General features: G+C 62.0%; 14 protein-coding genes. All 14 read left to right on the top strand.

Going from position 1 to position 18,351, the window contains the following annotated elements:
- Nucleotides 1-59: 59 nt before the first annotated feature.
- The 14 genes from ACFFT4_RS09955 (at nucleotide 60) to ACFFT4_RS09890 (ending at nucleotide 18,341) form a co-directional block, all read left to right on the top strand.
- Nucleotides 60-659 (top strand): Pvc16 family protein, encoded by a 600-nt coding sequence (locus ACFFT4_RS09955; RefSeq protein ID WP_378047536.1) that lies wholly within the window; start codon nucleotides 60-62, stop codon nucleotides 657-659.
- A 5-nt stretch (nucleotides 660-664) separates the two neighbouring features.
- Nucleotides 665-1,471 carry a hypothetical protein gene (locus ACFFT4_RS09950; RefSeq protein ID WP_378047232.1) on the top strand — a complete coding sequence of 269 codons (807 nt, stop codon included), beginning with the start codon at nucleotides 665-667 and terminating at the stop codon, nucleotides 1,469-1,471.
- A 287-nt stretch (nucleotides 1,472-1,758) separates the two neighbouring features.
- Nucleotides 1,759-3,471, top strand: a complete 1,713-nt coding sequence (locus ACFFT4_RS09945) for a phage tail sheath family protein (RefSeq protein WP_378047231.1) — start codon at nucleotides 1,759-1,761, stop codon at nucleotides 3,469-3,471.
- Nucleotides 3,472-3,601: 130 nt separating this feature from the next.
- Nucleotides 3,602-4,036: a phage tail protein gene (locus ACFFT4_RS09940; RefSeq protein ID WP_378047230.1), complete on the top strand. Its 435-nt coding sequence runs from the start codon at nucleotides 3,602-3,604 to the stop codon at nucleotides 4,034-4,036.
- A gap of 246 nt (nucleotides 4,037-4,282) precedes the next feature.
- Entirely contained in the window at nucleotides 4,283-4,663 is a 381-nt protein-coding gene (locus tag ACFFT4_RS09935; RefSeq protein ID WP_378047229.1) for a phage tail assembly protein, read from the top strand.
- Nucleotides 4,594-4,854: a DUF6760 family protein gene (locus tag ACFFT4_RS09930; protein ID WP_378047228.1), complete on the top strand. Its 261-nt coding sequence runs from the start codon at nucleotides 4,594-4,596 to the stop codon at nucleotides 4,852-4,854. Before ACFFT4_RS09935 ends, ACFFT4_RS09930 begins: the two co-directional genes overlap by 70 nt.
- 9 nt (nucleotides 4,855-4,863) lie before the next feature.
- Nucleotides 4,864-5,310: a phage tail protein gene (locus tag ACFFT4_RS09925; RefSeq protein ID WP_378047226.1), complete on the top strand. Its 447-nt coding sequence runs from the start codon at nucleotides 4,864-4,866 to the stop codon at nucleotides 5,308-5,310.
- Nucleotides 5,311-5,341: 31 nt separating this feature from the next.
- The gene (locus ACFFT4_RS09920) at nucleotides 5,342-9,394 is read left to right on the top strand and encodes a hypothetical protein (RefSeq protein WP_378047225.1); all 4,053 of its coding nucleotides are present in this window, start codon (nucleotides 5,342-5,344) and stop codon (nucleotides 9,392-9,394) included.
- Nucleotides 9,395-10,039: 645 nt separating this feature from the next.
- On the top strand, nucleotides 10,040-10,666 hold the full coding sequence (locus tag ACFFT4_RS09915) for a CIS tube protein (RefSeq protein ID WP_378047224.1): 627 nt from the start codon (nucleotides 10,040-10,042) through the stop codon (nucleotides 10,664-10,666).
- A 7-nt stretch (nucleotides 10,667-10,673) separates the two neighbouring features.
- Nucleotides 10,674-11,774: a phage late control D family protein gene (locus ACFFT4_RS09910; protein ID WP_378047222.1), complete on the top strand. Its 1,101-nt coding sequence runs from the start codon at nucleotides 10,674-10,676 to the stop codon at nucleotides 11,772-11,774.
- On the top strand, nucleotides 11,774-12,508 hold the full coding sequence (locus tag ACFFT4_RS09905; protein ID WP_378047220.1) for a phage baseplate assembly protein V: 735 nt from the start codon (nucleotides 11,774-11,776) through the stop codon (nucleotides 12,506-12,508). The genes ACFFT4_RS09910 and ACFFT4_RS09905 overlap by 1 nt, the downstream gene beginning before the upstream one ends.
- A gap of 28 nt (nucleotides 12,509-12,536) precedes the next feature.
- Nucleotides 12,537-12,938 (top strand): gp25 family contractile injection system sheath assembly initiator, encoded by a 402-nt coding sequence (locus ACFFT4_RS09900; RefSeq protein WP_378047219.1) that lies wholly within the window; start codon nucleotides 12,537-12,539, stop codon nucleotides 12,936-12,938.
- 18 nt (nucleotides 12,939-12,956) lie between these two features.
- Complete coding sequence (locus tag ACFFT4_RS09895; RefSeq protein ID WP_378047218.1) at nucleotides 12,957-16,055, top strand: baseplate J/gp47 family protein; 3,099 nt, start codon at nucleotides 12,957-12,959, stop codon at nucleotides 16,053-16,055.
- Between the two features lie 69 nt (nucleotides 16,056-16,124).
- Nucleotides 16,125-18,341 (top strand): putative baseplate assembly protein, encoded by a 2,217-nt coding sequence (locus ACFFT4_RS09890; RefSeq protein ID WP_378047216.1) that lies wholly within the window; start codon nucleotides 16,125-16,127, stop codon nucleotides 18,339-18,341.
- The last annotated feature ends 10 nt before the right edge of the window (nucleotides 18,342-18,351 follow it).

The following is an 18,351-nucleotide window of genomic DNA, read 5'->3' as shown; positions in this document are numbered from 1 at the left end:
CCGACATTTTCCCGCTATAATAAAGTCGAAATGTAGAATTTTTTAGAAATTTTTCAGAAATCTCACGGGAAGGAGGGGCCAAAATCGGAGGATATACCGTTGTCGCAGACGTCGGCTTAAGCCTGCTCAAGCTGCTGCGCGAACAATTGTCCCCGGATCCCGTCCCCCGGCCCGATCTGATCGGTATGGCCTCCCCCGTCGACAAAGGGGATCTGGCTCTGTCGCTCTATCTGTGCAGCATCCGGGAGAACGGAGAAGCGAGGCGCAACGAGATGCTGCCGCAGGGCGGCGTGCTCCGCTATCCGCCGCTGGCGGTCGATCTGCAGTACATGCTGACGGCGCATTCCGCAGCGGATCTGCATACGCGGATTTTGGACGAGCATCGGATATTGGGAAAAGCGATGCAGGTGCTGTACGACAATTCCGTGCTGCGCGGTCCTTATCTGGAAGGGACGCTGCTGGAAAACGGGGAGGAGCTGCGGATTACGCCGGAAAACCTGAGCTCGGATCAATTAACGCAGCTTTGGCAGTTCGGGGACAATCCGTACAAGCTCTCGCTCGTGTACCGCATCGGCCCGGTGCTGCTCGAATCGAACCGCGTCAAGCCGGGCTCCCGGGTGCTGGAGCGCCGCATTACGCTGCGCGACAAGGGAGGTTGACGCCGGTGGGCGGAGCCGAGAGAACGTTCGTTACCCGCTGCTCGCTGGCGGTGAAGCCTTTCGACATATGGACCGGAACGGCCCCCTCGCCTTCCTCGCTGCAAGTGTCGTTGGAGGGAATCGGCCGCAGGCCGATTCGCAGCTCGGACGGAAGCTACGTTTTTCTGGACGTCCCGGGCGGCCGCCGCAAGCTGATGATCGCATCGGCCGTCTATCGGGAAGTGAGCGAGGAGATCGCATTGCCGGCAAATGGCGGAGCTCCCCCGGTCCTGACGGTGAGCCTGCTTCCGAACCGGGTCTACGTTCCCCCGGCAGCCGGCACGGGAGCGATCGTGGAGCTGCGCGATGCCGACGGACGCCCGCTGGCGGGCGCGGAGATCAAAGCGTACATAGACGACGAAATGGCGGTCCGCGGCCGTTTGGCGGAAGAGCGGAACGGAGGCGACGGGCTGCGGCTGAAAATCGCGCCCGGACACGGGCGGCTGGCGCCCGGAGACGCGTTCGTGCTGATCGGCAGGGACGGCTCGGAGCCGGAATGGAACCGGATGGCCGATTGGGCCGACCAGCAGAACGCGATTATGCTCGACCGGTCGCTGACCGGCGAATGGAGCAGAGGCGCGCGGCTGCTGCCGGCCGTGCGCGCGACGAGCGACGAGGCGGGCTTGGCGATTTTGCCGTTCCGGGGGCTGCTGCCCGCGGTCTGCCGGATTCATGCGGAGATCGCGGCGGGAGAACGAAGCTGGAAGACGGTGTGGCAGGCGGAAGGCGGACGAGTCTCGCGCGTGCCCGCTTTTGCCGCGGCGAAGAGCTGAGGCTGCGGTAAGTCTGGAGAGCGGACGAATCTCGCGAGTGTTTGCATGTGCCGTCGCGAAGAGCCGGAGCTGCGGTAAAGTCGGAATGGCGATGCTAGTGCCGCGCGCCTGCGTTTACCGTCGGCGTTTCATGTAGGGCGTGACGTTGATTGGACGAAATGCCGATGGGCAAGACGATTCCGGTTGACGATAAGATAAATTCATTTTGAGAGAGGAGGAACTGGTTTACCCCTTACGAGCAGCCAGAGGAAATATCATACATACGTAGCGGGGAGAAACCGGGGATCATGGCAGAGTATTTATCGCCTGGGGTATACGTAGAGGAATTCGAGAGCGGCTCCAAGCCGCTCGAAGGCGTAAGCACAAGCACCGCCGGTTTCATCGGACTCGCGCAGCGAGGAGCGGTCGAAGGACTGCCGCTGCTGATTACGAGCCCTGCCGATTTTCAGCGCAATTTCGGATCTTACTTGTCCGAAAGCGCATTCGGAAGCTATCGTTATTTGGCTTACGCGGTGGATCAATTTTTCACGAACGGAGGCTCGCGCTGCTATGTTATGCGCGTCGCTCCTTCGGATGCGAAGGCTTCCGCGAACACAGGCTCCGTCTCGGAGAAGCTGAGCATTACGGCGAAAAATCCGGGAGCCTGGGGCAACCTGGTGAAGGTCGTCGTGACCGACGCCAGCAAAGCGAAGACGCAAATTTACGAAGTGACGGAACGGCGCTATCGCGTCAAGAACGCAAGCGGATTTTACGCGGGCGACGTCGTTGCTTTTAACGCCGGCGGCGAGACGCAGTACAATCGCGTCGTGAGCGTGCAAGGCAACGTGATCGAGCTGGCCGACGAGCTGTCGGGCGACGTTGTGGACGACGCTCTGCTTCCTGCGAAAGTGCTGTCGACTTGCGAGTTTACGCTGCACGTCGTCTACAGCGACGAAGTGGAAAGCTTCGAGAAAGTGAGCCTTAATCCGGAAGCTCCGACGTTCGTCGAGAAGGTTGCGGGACGTTCCAATCTGGTTAACGTGCAGGCTCTGGTCTTGTCGACGGACGCTACGCATCCGTTCGAAACGGTATCCGGCGCGGGCACGTCCGGCAAGGTCGAATTCGTGCTGTCCGGCGGCGGCGACGGCTCGGTCGACGGCATCTCCGCGGCCGACTTCATCGGCGAGGACCGCGGTCCGGGACGCCGCACGGGCATCCAGGCGTTCATCGACAATGACGTCGTCAGCATTATGGCGATTCCGGGCGTAACCGATGCCAACGTGCAGCTGTCCCTTGTCGCGCATTGCGAAAACCTGGGCAGCCGCTTTGCGATTCTCGACATTCCGCGCGAGAAAACGAAGGTCGCGGATGTGATGACGCATCGCAACCTGTTCGATTCCAGCTACTGCGCTTTGTACAATCCGTGGCTGTCGGTGTTCGATCCGCTGGATAAAAGGAATGTGTTCGTTCCTCCATCCGGCACGATCGCGGGCATCTATTCCCGTTCCGACACGACGCGCGGCGTGCAGAAGGCTCCGGCCAACGAAGTGCTGCGCGGCGTAGTCGGTCTGGACGTGCAGTACAACAAAGGCGAGCAGGACATTCTCAACCCGGCCGGCGTCAACCTGATCCGTTCTTTCACGGGCCAAGGCATCCGCGTATGGGGCGCTCGCACGGCATCTTCCAATACGCTGTGGAAGTACGTCAACGTTCGTCGTCTGTTCATTTTCCTCGAGGAGTCGATCAAGGGCGGCACCAACTGGGTCGTCTTCGAGCCGAACAACGAGCAGCTGTGGGCCCGCGTCCAGCGCACGATCGACGCGTTCCTGACGCGCATCTGGCGCGACGGCGCATTGATGGGCAGCAGCGCTTCCGAAGCGTTCTATATCGATATCGGCCGCAGCACGATGACGCAGGACGATATCGACAATGGCCGCCTGATCTGCGTGATCGGCGTCGCTCCGGTGAAACCGGCCGAATTCGTCGTCTTCCGCATCACTCAGAAGACCGGCTCCGAATAATCGGTTGACGTTAGCTCGGGCAGATTGTTTTCGGGCGTGGACGACGCGAGCTTGAAAAGCGCGTTTTCGACGCCCGGGTCGAGAAATTGAGGAAGCACCCAATATGAACGGAAGGGGATAGAGGATATCCATGCCAGGAGAACGCAATGATCCGTACCGCAATTTTAGATTCCGTGTCGAGGTCGAAGGATTGGAGCAGGCCGGATTCAGCGAAGTCGCCGGGTTCGACGCCTCCTTCGACGTCGTGCAATACCGCGAGGGAAATGAGGTCATTACGCCCCGCAAGCTTCCGGGCCTTGCCCGGTACGGCAATATTACGCTGCGGTGGGGCGCTACCGAATCGCTCGAGCTGTACGAGTGGGTTCAGGAGTGCATCAACGGCACGGTAGAGCGCAAGACCGTCACGATTATCGCCATCGACGAGGAAGGCGGCGACGTGGCGACATGGCAAGTGATCGAGGCTTGGCCGGTTCGCTACACGGCTCCGTCCTTTAACGGATCGGGCGCGGAAGTGGCGATCGAGCTGCTCGAGCTGGCTCATGAGGGCATGACTCGTACGGCTTAATAGATTCGAATGAGAGAGAGTGGGCCTTCCTCTGCCGTGAACCGAAGCCGGGGGGCGGAACGGGGTGGCCCCAAGTGAGTCCGGCAGCGCGCAGCATCCCTCGCACCGGGATGCTGCGTCGGCGGGCAGTCCGGTCGGGAACCCCGTTGCGGCAATAACGAACGGAATAGCGTTTACCGACAAGGGAGGCCCTCTCTCTTGTTTTGCTTTTTTATGGGACGAATGAAGCAAGGAGTGAGAGCGACGATGGCTTTTCAGACGGAATACGAGTTCGAGCTGCCGCGCGGCTACGTGGACGACAGCGGCACCTTGCATAAGCGGGGCGTGATGCGGCTGGCGACGGCGGCCGACGAAATTTTGCCGATGAGAGACCCCCGCGTCCAGCAGAACCAGAGCTATCTGACGATTATTTTGCTGGCCCGCGTCATTACCCGGCTGGGGGACGTGAAGCACGTCGATACGAAAACGATAGAGAAGCTGTTTACCGCCGATCTGGCCTATTTGCAAAACCTGTACAGGCAGATCAACGATTTGGAATCGCCGAAGCTGCATACGACATGTCCGAAATGCGATCACGAGTACGAGGTGGAAGTCGATTTTTTATCCGTAACGGAGGGCCTCTCGTAGCTTATTCTCCCGAAAGAATCTACGAGGAAGTCGGCTTCATCGCCTATTATTTTCATTGGCCCCACGATGAGATCATGAACATGGAGCATCGGGAACGGCGCAGATGGTGCGACGAAATCTCGAAAATCAACCGCAAGCTTAACGACGAGCCGGAAAAGAAAAACGTGTTCGACGTATTCGGAAAGAGGTGACGACGGGACGTGTCCGCGGCTGCAACGCATCATAAGGTGAACGGAGCGTTTCGCTTCGCCGTCGAGCTCGACGGAATGCTCGTCGCCGGCTTCTCCGAAGCGCATGGCTTGGAATCGCAAATTGAATATGAGGAAATCCGGGAGGGCGGCGTTAACGGGTACGTTCACAGGCTGCCCAAAGGCGTGCGGAATTCGACGATTGTGCTCAAGCGGGGACTGACCTCCTCGCAGGAGCTGTGGAGTTGGTACGCGCAGGCGTCGCAAGGAACGGTATCCCGCAAAAGCGGCTCTATCATTTTATACAAGCAGGACGGGGCCGAGCTTTGCCGGTGGAATTTTTTCGACGCGTATCCGGTCAAATGGAGCGGCCCCAGTCTGATCGCCTCCTCCAGCGAGGTGGCGATCGAGACGATCGAACTGGTACATAACGGAGTCAAAGCGATATTCAGAGCATAGAGGCGGAAGACGCGCAGAGAGGAGGGGCAGGATGAGGATCGGCGGAAGTCGGAGTGCGGGGACGTCGCCCGCAGGTGCGGGTCGGCATGCGGGAGCGATGTCTGCGGGCGCGGGTCGGCGTGCGGGAGCGATGTCTGCAGGCGCGGGTCGGCGAAATGCGGGAACGGCGACTGCAAAGGCAGCGCTGGCAGGTGCGGGGCCCGCGCACGCGCGATTTGCCGGCGAGATCGCGGGCAAGTACGGTCCGATCCGCCCCGGCGTCCGAAGCGGTCAGCCTCTTGTGTTTCGGGTTTCATCGCAGGAGAAGAAGGGCAAAGGCCGGGAGCGGGCGCCGTTTCGCCCTCCCGAGCGTTCCGGGGCTGCCGCTCCGGTGACGCCCGCGCGGGATAAGCCGGAAATTCGGTACCGCGACGTCGTTCGGGATCGGCCCGGCCCGGCAGGGAAGGACCGCGTGATCGAGCGGGAAAAGGTGGTCCAGCGGGAGAAGCTGGTCGAGCGCGAAAAAGTGGTCGAGCGCGAGAAAATCGTGGAGCGCCGCACGATCGTCGTTCGCGAGGCGGTGCGCGTCGTCGTGGAGCAGCGGCGGATCAGGGAAGCGGCGCTGGCGGCGGATTTGACGGGACATCGGGACGAGTCGCCCGACTCGGCCGGTCCCAGCCGGGAGAGGGACGCTCCCGCTCCCGCCAAGACGGCCGGAAAAACTCGCAAGAAGCCCGGGAGCAAGACGTCCGCTTCGCTCGAAAACAAGACGACCGCTTCCCTGGGTGAAAAATCTCGTGTTCGCGGGACCAACGGCGAAACCGAAGACGGCTCGGAGGATGAGCTTTACGAGACTTCCGGGCATGATGCTTCGCGGCGTGAAATTCCAGAGCGCGAGGTTTTGAGAGACGAGGCTTCGGCGCATGGGACTTCGAAGCGCGAAGATCCGCGGCACGAGGCTTCAGGGGATGGAGCTTCGAGGGCTTCAAGGAATGGGGAGTCGAGAGCTTCAGGGAACGGAGAGTCGAGGGCTTCAGGGACCGAGGACACGAGAGCTTCAAGGCATAAGGCATCCTCCCGCGGGAGGACTTCCTTTGCCGAGTCGCTGACGCAGCGAACCGCTTGGCCTCTGGGCGCGAAGGCGAACGCGGCTTTCCGCAAGGAGCGCGACAAGGCAGCGGCGGTCAAAATTCCGCTGGGCGCTCGACCGGCTAACGAGACGGGCAGCCGGAAGAAGTCGGCAATGGGCGGGCAGGGGAGCGACTCGGGCGACGGTTCGAGGGGCAAGCAGCCCGCATATGCGCAGCTTCTGTTTGTGAATCCCAAGCTGCGCGAAGGCGGAAGCCGTTCCATTGGCGTGTCGGAGCCGCAAGCAGGCTCGAATCTGGCTGATCCGGCGTCGCCCGGAGAAGCGGCGCGGCAGCCGGAACGCTCAAGCGGCAGTGCGGAAACGCGCGGGAACGCGGAGCAGGGTTTGTCGCCGCCGCGTGCTATTGAAACACGGCGGGAGGAGAGCCTCCCCGGCGGCGTGACGCCGTCGCGGCCAGCACCTTCGACGGAACAATCGCGATTGGAAACCAGGGAATTCGACGAACGATTCGACGTTAGCCGGCGGGCAGAGGAGCCTTTAGTTGACGACTCCCGAGAGGCAGGCAAGCGACAGTCCGACAAAGGTGCGGGGCGTCAGTCTCGACAGGAGCAAGCTTCGCATGCGGCCGATTCTTCTCCCGTTCTATCAAATGCGGAGAGTCCGCCTGACATTGTCGGCGGCACAGGTGCGGATGAGGAGCAGGCGTATGCAGGGTCTTGGAGACGTCTCGCGTTTCGGCTTTCCCATGCGTCGAGGCCGGATTCGTTCGGGGCGACAGCACCTTCGTCGGGAGGGAACGCGGAGGAGCAGCCGTCAGGCTCGCTTGGGCGTTTGGAAGATTCACGCCCTGCCGAAGGATCCCGGTTCGTCGAGGCGCAGTCGGCGTCAAGCGGACGAGCGTGGCTGCTTCGCAAACCGGGCGTCAATTCTTCCCTGCCTCTCGTTTACCGGAGCTTGTCAGGGCAGCAAGGCCTGCCGATTGCGGCGAAGGGCAGCTTGGGCAGGAGAGCCTTGGGAATGCAGCCGGCTGGCGAGGATTCGGCAGAGAGAACAATGAGTTCAGGAACGCAGCCGACGGATACGAATCAGACGAAAAGAACGGCCGGTTTAAGCGCCGATGTCGCAGGAAAACAATCGACGAGCGCGGATCAGGCGGGAACGATTGGTTCGAATGCGAATGTTGCGGGAAAGCAATCGACAAGTGCGGATTTGACGAAGAGAACGATTGGTTTGAACGCGAATGCTGCAGGAAAGCAACCGACTGGTGCGGATTTGGCCAGAACGAGCGGTCTGAAGGCTAATGTCCCGGGAAAGCAATCGGCAGATGCAGATTTGACGAAGAGAACGATTGGGTTGAACGCGGATTCGGCCTCTGGCGACTCTGCTCGGGAACGGCGTAGACTTCCGCAGGCGGAGGCCAAGCTGGGTCTGGCGACAGGCTCGTTGAAGCTGTCGCATCGATTGATCCGCAGCTCTACCCGCGTCGATTCTATCGGCCGGAACGCTGCTTCCGCTGACGGGGCAGCGGGCAAACGGAGCTCGGAAAGCGGCGGCGCAAAGAGTACAGGACGCGGCACAGGTCAAGGCACAAATCAGGGGCCGCAGTCCCCGAGTCGTACAGGCGAACCGGGGCGCGTTTCCGCCGGCGGCGTTCAATCGCCGGGCATTCATGCGAATGTTCGAGGTGCGGGAGCGGTTGACGGAGCTGCCGATAAGGAGCAAAGCTCCGATGGCGCACTCCCTTCTCCGGCAATTCGCGCGAACGTTCGGGAGACGGAAAAGGGCAGTCGAGCGGGAGAACGCGGCCAAGGACTCGAAGGCGGAGGTCCGGCCCCGATGGTCCATAAGAATGCTCGAGGGCCGGGAAAGTCCGGTCAAGTCGAAGAGAGTGACCAAGGACCCGAGAGCAAGGTTTCGGCTTCGACGGCTCTTGCGAATGCTCGAGAAGCGGAAAAGCCCCCTCAACCTGGAGAAGGTGTGCAAAACGGCGGTATCCGGGCGACTCCGATTCAAGGAAGCGTGCGCGGAACGAGCATATCGAATCGTGCGAGCGATCAGGCGGGTTCAGGAATTCCGGGTTCCGCCGATACGGAAACGATTGGAGCTCGGAGCCGGAATCATCCAGGCCAACTCGTTTTATTGACTCGCGGCGAAGGGGCGCAGAAGGCGGGGGGACGAACGTCGACAGCAAATCGTTCGGGCCCGATCGGATCAATCGGCAGTTTGATCCAGCGCAATCTTCTGATTCCAACTGACAAAAACGGTAGACTCGCCGAGCATCGGCCGTCCAGTAAACCTTCGTTTCCGATATCGCAAGGCGAGACGTCAAGAGGGACAGGAACGTCCATGCTCCTTAGACGCAACGTCCCGACCGAATCCGGGCCGGATGGATTCGCCAATCCGGGAATGCCAGCGGCGCGAGGAACGGAGGCCGCGGCCGGAGTTGCGACATGGAACGTTCAGCCGCATGATGCGAGCGGAACGGCTGTTGACGACCGGCAGCGGGAGCGGTCGCCGTCGGTTCGGATTACGGGAAGACGGCTTTCTCTCGGCTCCGCAATTGCGGATGGCAGAGAGGGGCGGACAGCATTGCCTGCAATGCTGGCAGTGCATCCGATTCGGCGCTCTGCCCAAGATCCGCGACAGCCAGTCCAACAAGATTCGGCCGTACTGACCGGTCGGGCTGAAGTTCCACGCTTGTCGCTGGCTCACGCCGCGCTGTCGGCGACCGGAGAGAGACGCGACGCGTCCGAACCGGGCAACGCTGCAGAATCGCCTGGCCCAACGCACGAACCGGACACAACTTTAGAATTTCGCCGCAGCGCGACGATCACGGCGGAAGGGTCGAGCCAAGTACGGAACGTCGCGCCCGAACCGGCCCCGGAGATTAGCGAGGAAGCGCTGCAGAAGGCAATCAGCTCCCTGCCGCAGCTTCATCCGGACCAGCTTGCCGACCAAGTGTACAAATCGCTGGTGAAACGGATGAAAATGGAGCAGAGGCTTCACGGCTTTTAGCTCAAAGTCAGGTGGGAGGATGGCCTCGCGAGGCTCCGCGAATAAGCGTGCCAGGCGGGCTTGAGGGCGTAGCTCAGGCCGAGGCTTCGCGAATAAGCACGCCCAGCGAGCTTAAAGGCCGAGTCAGCGCCGAGATTCCGTGAATAAGCACGCCCCGAGGGCTTAGAGGCTGGGCCCGGGCCGAGGCCCCGCGAATAAGCACGCCCAGCGAGCTTAAAGGCCGAGCCAGCGCCGAGATTCCGCGAATAAGCGTGCCTGGCGGGCTTAAAGGCCCGGCTCAGGCCGAGACCTCGCGAATAAGCGTGCCCCGCGGGCTTAAAGGCCGAGCCAGCGCCGAGATTCCGTGAATAAGCACGCCCCGAGGGCTTAAAGGCTGGGCCCGGGCCGAAATCCCGCGAATAAGCACGCCTGGCGAGCTTAAAGGCCGGGCCAGTGTCGAGGCTTCGCGAATAAGCACGCCCAGCGAGCTTAAAGGCCGAGCCAGCGTCGAGATCCCGCGGATAAGCACGCCCCGAGGGCTTAAAGGCCGGGCCGGCGCCGAGATCCCGCGAATAAGCACGCCCCGCGGGCTTAAAGGCCCGGCCCAGGCCAAGCCGCGGACCCTGCCGGCGGCGAAGACGAAGACGAGGAAGGGAGCCGGTCGAGATGGCGCTCAGCAAAGCGAAGATCATCATCATTAAAAGCAACGGCCAGGAGTCGGTCGATGTGTTGTTTAACCCGAACGAGTATGTGCTGCAGTCGAGTAACCAGTTCTCGTGGCAGACGATTCCGGGGCTGCAGTCTCCGATTGCGCAGTTTGTGAGCGGGGAAGCGACGACGCTGACGATGGATCTGTTCTTCGATACGTACGAGAAGGGTGTCGACGTTCGGACGCATACGGCGAAAATATCGGGTCTCCTGAACGTCGACCGCGACCTGCACGCGCCGCCGCAGTGCCGGTTCGTGTGGGGATCGCTCGATTTCAAGGGCGTGGCGGAGAAGGTGCAGCAGCGGTTTACGATGTTTCTCGACTCGGGCGTGCCGGTGCGCGCGACGCTGAATGTGACGTTCCGCGCCGTGCAGTCGATGACCGAGCAGTACCAGAACGTCCCCCGGCAGAGCGCCGACCGCACGAAGCAGAAAATGCTGAAGCAGGACGAGCAGCTCTGGATGCTGGCGGCCGAGGAGTACGAGGACCCGAGCCATTGGCGGGCGATCGCGGAGGCGAACGGCATCGACAATCCGCGCAGATTGCCGTACGGACGGAAGCTGATTATACCGAGGCTGGAGTGAGCGCGTCGTGGCGAAAATCAAATTCGACAGCAAGACCTACGAGTTGGCCGATCTGGAACGGAAATATCGCAATTTTTTCGCTCCGGCGTTCGATATTCAGGTAGACGGTCAGAGCTTTACGCTCAAACAGATTGCCGTATCCATGCTTAAGGTGGAGACGTCGATCGCCGCCAAGTCGGACAGCTTCCAGTTCCGCATCGAGAATGCTTATGATGCCGTGGCACGCCAGTTCAAGTGGATCGGCTCGCTCATCGACGTCGGCAAGACGATTACGATCGAGATGGGCTACACCGACAAGCTGGAGACGGTGTTCGACGGCATCATTACGGGGATATCGGTAGATTACCCGGCGGAGGGACAGCCCTCCATCGTCGTTCAGGGGATGGACCGCTCCTTCTTCATGATGCACAGCGCCAAGTCCAATCTATGGCTGAACAAAAAGATCAGCGACGTCGTCAAGGAGATCGGCGGCAAGTACAGCTTCCAGCTGGACGTGGACGACACGATGACTCCGAAGCCGACGATCGAGCAGTTCAAGACGAGCGATTTTCATTTTCTGAAAAAGCTGGCCTCCGAGATCAACCACTATTTCTTCGTGATCGAACAGAAGCTTTACTTCAAGAAGCCTTCGCCTTCCGGGAGTCCCGTCGTTACGCTGATGTACGGCAAAAACCTGAGAAGCTATTCCGCCAACGTGGACATCTCCGATCAGGTCGGCCAGTTCATCGTGCGGGGCTCCGATCCGAAGACGCGCCAGCCGTTCCAGGCGACCTCCCAATCGGTGAACAAATACGGCACCAACGGGAGGACGGGCAAGGACATCATGTCCGCGCTGTCGAGCCAGTCCGTCGAAATCGTCTACAGCGACGCCACCGCCCAGGCGGAGGCGCAGACGCTGGCCAATGCGATGCTGAACGAAAGAGCGATGCATCTGGTAGGCGGCGAAGGGGAAAGCATCGGCATTCCGGAAATGCGTGCCGGGCGCAACATTAAGCTGGAAGGGCTGGGGACCAAGTTTAGCCAGACGCTGCTGCTCGTCTCCGTCACCCACGTCATCAACAACCGGGGATACGTGACCCAATTCAGAACGGAAGGGAATGCATTCTGATGGTTTCCATGAACGATATTTTCCCCGGCCGCTCCGAGGCGGAAAGCGGCGGAAGCGCCAACTTCGTTCACGGAGTCATGGTCGCGACCGTGACGAACAATCAGGACCCGGACGGCTTAAACCGCGTCAAGCTGAAGTTTCCGCTGCGAGAAAATTCGCACGAGACCGATTGGGCGCCGATCGCTTCGCTGATGTCGGGGAGCGGCAAAGGCACGCTGTTCGTCCCCGAGGTCGGAGACGAGGTGCTGGTCGCGTTCCATCTCGGCAACCTGAACCAGCCCTTCGTTATCGGATCGCTGTGGAATACGTCGAACAAGCCGCCGACCAAGGACGAGAAGAACAATTTGCGGAAAATCCATTCGCGAGACGGGCACGAGCTCATTTTCGACGATACGGAATCGAAAGGGAAAGTTACGCTCAAGACGAAGCAGGGGCTGAAGCTGGAGATCGACGAGGGCGCCGACAAGGTGACGCTGGCGACGAAGAACGCGGCCCAGACCGTCATCCTCGAAGGCAGCTCCGCGGGCACGATTACGGTCAAAAGCGGCTCGAACAAAATTACGATCGACAACAAGGGAGACGTCAAGGTCGAGTCGACCAAGGAGATTACGGTCAAGAGCACACAGATCAACCTGGAGGCGACCGCCGCGATGAAGGTGAAGGCGGGAGGAAAGCTCGACCTGATGTCGGACGGGATCGTCACAATCAAAGGCGCGATGGTGAAAATCAACTGATTCGAAGCAAGGCGAAGGGGGACAAGCGATGAGCGCATCTTTTCTCGGGAGAGGCTGGAAGTTTCCGATTGCCGTGGACGCCACGACGGGCCGATTCCTGCTGTCCGAAGGGGAAGACGATATCGCGGAGGCGATCCGCATCATTCTGATGACCTCCAGAGGAGAGCGCGTCATGCGCCCCGACTTCGGCTGCGGACTTCGCGACTTTGCGTTCGGCACGACCGACGAGACGACGCTGCGGCTGCTGGAGACCGACATCACGCAGGCGATTACGGTATGGGAGCCGCGGGTGACGGACGTCGAAGTGACGGCCGGGCTCGACCCGTCCCATTCCGGGAAGCTGTCGATCGGCATCTCGTACGTCGTTCGTTCCACGAACAATCTTTTTAACCAGGTATATCCCTTCTATCTCGAAGAAGGCACGAAATAAACGGGAGCGACGAATCGGATGAAATCAGAGCTGTGGCAGTACGGGCAAGCCCGCGCCCCCGCGATCGACGGAAGGGATCTGAACGCCCTCGTCGAGCGGATGAAGGCGATGGCTCCGCATTATACGCCGGAATGGCGCTTCTCGCCGGAAGATCCCGACGCGGGCGCCGCGCTGTTCTATCTGGCCGCGGAGATGCTCGGGGAGAACATCAAGCGGCTGAACCGGGTTCCGCTGAACAACTTCATCGCTTTTCTGGACCTGCTGCAGGTGCAGCTCCAGCCGGCCCGGCCCGCGCGCGCGAACGTCGTGTTTTCGCTGAACGAGGGGGTCCGGGAATCGGTGTACGTGCCGGGCGGCACTCTGCTGACGGCGCCTGCCGAGGACGGCGGGGAAGAGCTGCCTTTCGAGACGGAAGGCGCGCTGCTGGTCAGTCCCGCCAAGCTGATGGAGCTGTACAACGTTCATCCCGGACGGGACCGCATCGTGCTGGCGGGGGACGATTACAGCGACCGGACGGACACGGGGACGGCCGAGGAGTTTGCGCTGTTTTCGACCGCCGGGGACAATCTGCAGGACCACGTCTTCTACGTGCGGCACGACGACCTGCTGCGGCTCGATCATCCGGCTCTGGTGACGCTCAAGTGGCATAACGCCGAGCGTAGATACGTCGAGGAGGAGCTGGCGTCCCTGTTCGCCCGGACGGACTGGCTGGAATGGAGCTATTCGAGCGGCGAGGAATGGATTCCGTTCGACTCGGCGACCCTTGAAGGCCGGGAAGTTACGCTGCGCAAAAAAGAGAAGGGTCCCGTGAGCGAGACGGAGGTTGGCGGAATGGCGGGGCGCTGGATTCGCTGCCGCGTCCGGCCGCTGGCCGACGGCTCCGACGGGCCGGCGATTTTGCGGGCTTTGCCGGAGATGGACCGGCTGACGCTGAGGGCTGCGCACGATCTGCGGGAGGACCCGGACGCGATTCCGGCCGGCGAGCTGTATTTTAACGACGTGGAGCTGGACAAAGCGGGATTTTATCCGTTCGGGGAGCATTCGATTCCGTATTCGGTGTTTTACGTCTCCTGTTCGGAGGCGTTCAGCAAGAGGGGCAGCAAGCTGCGGATGACGTTCCGGGCGCGCAACGTGCCCAACGAGCTGCGCGTCGGTCCGGACCCGGAAATTCGCTGGAAGATGATTATGAGAACGGCGGATTTCGAGACGAATCCGCCGCCGCGCCTCTACATCCGCAAAGTGCTGTGGGAGTATTGGAACGGCGACAACTGGATGAGATTGCCGGGAAGCGGTCCTTACGAGGAAATGTTCGCAAGCCTGCCGCACGAGGAGCCGCGGGAGTACGAGCTGGAGTTTCCGTGTCCGGAGGATATGGACGCCACGCTCGTCAACGGACGGGAGGATCTGTGGATTCGCGCGCGGGTGGGCGCGACCGATACGCCGACCGCTCCGATCGTCGAATATATGAGTCCGAGGCTGGAAAATGTAGCATTCTCTTACGCGTACCCGTCTACGGCCGAGCTGCGTCCGGAATGGGCTTTTACGCTCAATAACGCCGTGTTGACGGATGTGACGGCTACGGTGCGGCAGGGGGGCGACGCGTTTAAACCGTTCCTGCCCGTTCCGTGCCCGGCGCCTGCCGTGTACTTCGGCTTCGACGTTCCGCCCGTCCGGGGGCCGATCCGCATGCAGTTCGCGATGGGCAGCAGGCCGGAGGCGGAGGATCAGCCTCCGTGGATCGAATGGGAGGCGTACGTTCGCAAAGGCGGAGAATGGACGTGGGAAGCGCTGAAAACGGTCGACGACACGCAGAGCTTTACGCAATCGGGCCTGCTCCAGTTCGTCGGGCCCGCGGCGCTTGCTCCGGCCTCTCTGTTCGGCAGGACGAGAGCGTGGCTGAGAGCGGTTAACCGCGACGGCAAATACGGCCGGGACGGCGCCGATCTGCCGAGCGTTAAAGCGATCCACCGCAACTCCGTGAAGGCGGTGCAGCTGCGCACGATCGAAGGGGAATTTCCCGAACCCGGCAGGGGAGGGTTCGTACTGTCGCAGACGCCGGTCGTCGGCCAGGAAGTATGGGTCGACGAGACCGGCACGATCGGCGAGCACGAGCTTGAGCGGCTGACGGAAGCGGACCCGGAGCGGTACGAGGCGTTTCGCGACAGCGAAGGCAACATCCAGAAGCTGTGGGTGCGCTGGGAAGAGGTCCGTTCGCTGAACGGCTCCGCCGCGAACGACCGGCATTACACGATGCAGCCCGCGACCGGCGTGCTCGGGTTCGGCGACGGAACGCGGGGCATGCAGCCTCCGCTAAGAGGCGGGGACAAAATCCGCGTCGCCTACCGGGTGACGGACGGAGCGCGAGGCAACGTCGGCCCCGGGCGGGTGACGGGACTGATGCAGTCGATCGCCTTCGTGCAGGGCGTGTCCAACCCGCTGCCGGCAACGGGCGGAGGGGACGCCGAGCCGCTGGAGGGAGCGCTGCGCAGAGGACCGCAGCAGCTCAAGCATCGGGGACGGGCGATCTCCGCTTCCGACGCCGAATGGCTCGTCAGGGAGATCGAGCCGGGCATCGTGAAGGTGAAATGCCTTCCCAACCGCAACGTGCGGCTGGAGAGCAGCCCGGGCTCGCTCGTCGTTGTCGCCCTGCCCTTCGGGGGAGAGGCGGGAAGAGAGCATTTCGCCGAGACGAAGCGCAAGCTGGAGACGGAGCTGCGCCGGCGGGCGCCCAACCTGGTGGCGCAGGACGGCAGGCTGAACGTCATCGCCCCGGCCTTCATCGAAATTTCGGTGTTCGCCACCATCGTCGCCGACTCGCCGGACATTCTCGTTCCGGTCGAGACGGCTTGCCTGGAGGCGCTGAACCGGTTTCTCGATCCGCTCTCCGGGCAGGCGGACGGCCGGGGCTGGGAAATCGGCGAACCGATTCACGCTTCGGTTTTCTACGGCCTGCTGCAGGCGATCAAAGGCGTGCAAAGAGTGGAGCAGCTCTACCTTGGCGTCATGCGCACGGAGAACGGCAAGTCGACGGAGATGCTGCCGGACGACTTCCGCCGCGTACCGCACGGCATCATCAGCCGCGGACACGGGCACCGGCTCATTATGACGGTGAAATAAGCCGGATAAACGGAACGACGAACGGCCCATAAGCCCGGTTCAACTATTAGCCGAAAGGAGGGAATCCCGATGCTTCCCAGAATTCCGCTCGACGACCGCACGTTCGAGAACATCGTGCAGGAGTCGCGTCGCGGCATTCCGCGGCGCTTGCCGGAATGGACGGACGAGAACGCGCACGATCCCGGCATCACTTTCGTGGAGCTGTTCGCCTGGCTCAGCGAGATGCAGCAGTATTATTTAAGCCGCGTGCCCGAGCGCAACGTCCGCAAGTTTCTGGAATTGCTCGGCATCTTCCCGCGCGAAGCCGCGCAGGCGGAAGCCGACGTCACGTTCGGCAACGTCCGCGAGCCGGTGACGCTCCCGGCAGGAACGAAGCTGCAGGCGGAGGATCAGGTGTTCGAGACGACGGAAGCCGTGAAGCTGCTGCCGCTGGAGATCGAACGCATCGTCACGCGCACGGAGAAGGAGACGAGCGACCGGTCCGCTTCCAACGAGCGGGGCAACGTGGCCTTCTACGCGTTCGGCCGCGAAGCCGAGGCCGACAGCCGGCTGTACATCGCGTTCGACCGCGAAGTCGAGGCGGGGGAATCGCTGTCGCTGTACGTCAAGCTGGCGGACGGCGAGGAGACGAAGGCGGGCGGAATTATTCCGTCCGCGCGCGTCTCCTGGAAAGCTTACGGCTGGGACGAGGAGAACGGCAACTCCTGGCTGCCGCTGGAGCTGGTGGAGGACGGCACGCTGCATTTGACGAGCAGCGGGCGGATTGCCTTTCGCGTCGTTTCGCCGATGCGTCCGGTGATCGTCCACCCGGCGGCGGATCGGCCGCGTTACTGGATTTGCTGCATTCTGGAGGAAGCCGGCTACGAGCTGCCGCCGCGAATCGATCAGGTGCTGCTGAATACGGCCCGGCTGCGTCAGCGGGATACGAAAAGCGAGCAGATGACGTTCGACGGCACCGGGCTTGCCGATCAGGAGCTCGAAGCGGACAGTCTGCTGGCGCGCTGCGGCAAGCTGAGAGTCCAGGTGCGGCAGAGCGACGGCCGCTGGAGAGAATGGCGCGAGGTCCCGGACTTCGCTTTGGCCGACGCCGGGAGCGAGGTATACGTCGTCGAACGCGAATCCGGGAGCGGAGGCGCTTCGCGAGTTAGGTTCGGGGACGGCGTGCGCGGCGCGATTCCCGGCGAGGGCGCCGGCAATGTCCGGCGAATTCATTGCTCGGAGGATTTCGCCGAGCTGCGCTGGATCGGACGCAGCAACGGCTTGCCGCATCAGAAGCTGCGGCTGTACGATCTGCCCGTAAAGCGCCGGGACGGACTGCGCCTCCAGGTCGGCGTGCCGGAGGGCAAGGACGGCCGTCTCGTCTGGGAGGACTGGGAGCCGGTGAGCGACTTCGACCGTTCCGGTCCGCTCGACCGGCATTACAGGTTCGATCCGGCCACCGGCGAGCTGACGTTCGGCAACGACGAGCGCGGAGCGATTCCGGCGCTGGCGGCGGAGCCGAATCTGTGCGTTACGGTATGCGAGTTCGGCGGCGGGGAACGCGGCAACATCAAACCGGGGCTGCTGAACCGGTGGGTGATGGAGGAGCAGGACGTGCTGCTGCTGACCGCGGACAATCTCGACTACGGCTTCGGCGGAGCGGAGGCCGAGACGCTGGAGGAGTGCGTGGAGCGCGCCCGGACGCAGTGGCAGGTTCCCTACTGCGCCGTGACCGACGAGGATTACGTCCGGATTGCGATGGACACGCCGGGATTAAAGGTATCGCGGGTGCACGTCATTCCGAACTATGCGCCGGGTCGGGAGCGGCCGGCCGACGGAGCGGTCACCGTCGTTGTCGTGCCGAAGGGGCTCAGCGAGACCCCGGTCCCAAGTGCCGGATTTCTGGCGACGGTGGCGAAGCACCTGGACGATAGAAGGCTCATTACGACGGAGGTTCACGTCGTGGCGCCGGATTACGTGAAGGTGACGGTGCATGCGGTCGTTGTTGTGGAACCGCATTTTATGGAGGAAGGTCACCGGATCGTCGCGGCGCTTAACCGGCTGCTGGCTCCTCTCGACAAGCCGGGCGGCATCCAAGGCTGGCCCTTCGGCAGAACGGTGCACAAGGGCGACATTTACGGCGCGATCAGCCAGGTCAAGGGCGTCGCTTACGTTCAGGATCTGTGGCTCGACGCGGAAGGCACGGCCGTCAGGAAAAGCGCGGGAGGCGATCTGGAGCTGCCGGAAACCGCGATCGTATATTCGGGAGCGCATCGCGTCGAATTGATCAGCAGCGCACAGCTGTAAGCATCGGGAA

This window comes from Cohnella cellulosilytica (genome assembly GCF_042431195.1).
GTDB classification, from domain to species: domain Bacteria; phylum Bacillota; class Bacilli; order Paenibacillales; family Paenibacillaceae; genus Cohnella; species Cohnella cellulosilytica.
Note: the sequence above shows the minus strand (reverse complement) of the source record. Positions and strands in the feature narration are given on the sequence as shown.

Excerpts from the sequence above, each read along its gene's own strand:
- ACFFT4_RS09945 (WP_378047231.1), top strand. The coding sequence starts at position 1,759 with ATGGCAGAGTATTTATCGCCTGGGGTATACGTAGAGGAATTCGAGAGC.
- ACFFT4_RS09940 (WP_378047230.1), top strand. The coding sequence starts at position 3,602 with ATGCCAGGAGAACGCAATGATCCGTACCGCAATTTTAGATTCCGTGTC.
- ACFFT4_RS09935 (WP_378047229.1), top strand. The coding sequence starts at position 4,283 with ATGGCTTTTCAGACGGAATACGAGTTCGAGCTGCCGCGCGGCTACGTG.
- ACFFT4_RS09930 (WP_378047228.1), top strand. The coding sequence starts at position 4,594 with ATGTCCGAAATGCGATCACGAGTACGAGGTGGAAGTCGATTTTTTATC.
- ACFFT4_RS09920 (WP_378047225.1), top strand. The coding sequence starts at position 5,342 with ATGAGGATCGGCGGAAGTCGGAGTGCGGGGACGTCGCCCGCAGGTGCG.
- ACFFT4_RS09915 (WP_378047224.1), top strand. The coding sequence starts at position 10,040 with ATGGCGCTCAGCAAAGCGAAGATCATCATCATTAAAAGCAACGGCCAG.
- ACFFT4_RS09905 (WP_378047220.1), top strand. The coding sequence starts at position 11,774 with ATGGTTTCCATGAACGATATTTTCCCCGGCCGCTCCGAGGCGGAAAGC.
- ACFFT4_RS09900 (WP_378047219.1), top strand. The coding sequence starts at position 12,537 with ATGAGCGCATCTTTTCTCGGGAGAGGCTGGAAGTTTCCGATTGCCGTG.
- ACFFT4_RS09895 (WP_378047218.1), top strand. The coding sequence starts at position 12,957 with ATGAAATCAGAGCTGTGGCAGTACGGGCAAGCCCGCGCCCCCGCGATC.
- ACFFT4_RS09890 (WP_378047216.1), top strand. The coding sequence starts at position 16,125 with ATGCTTCCCAGAATTCCGCTCGACGACCGCACGTTCGAGAACATCGTG.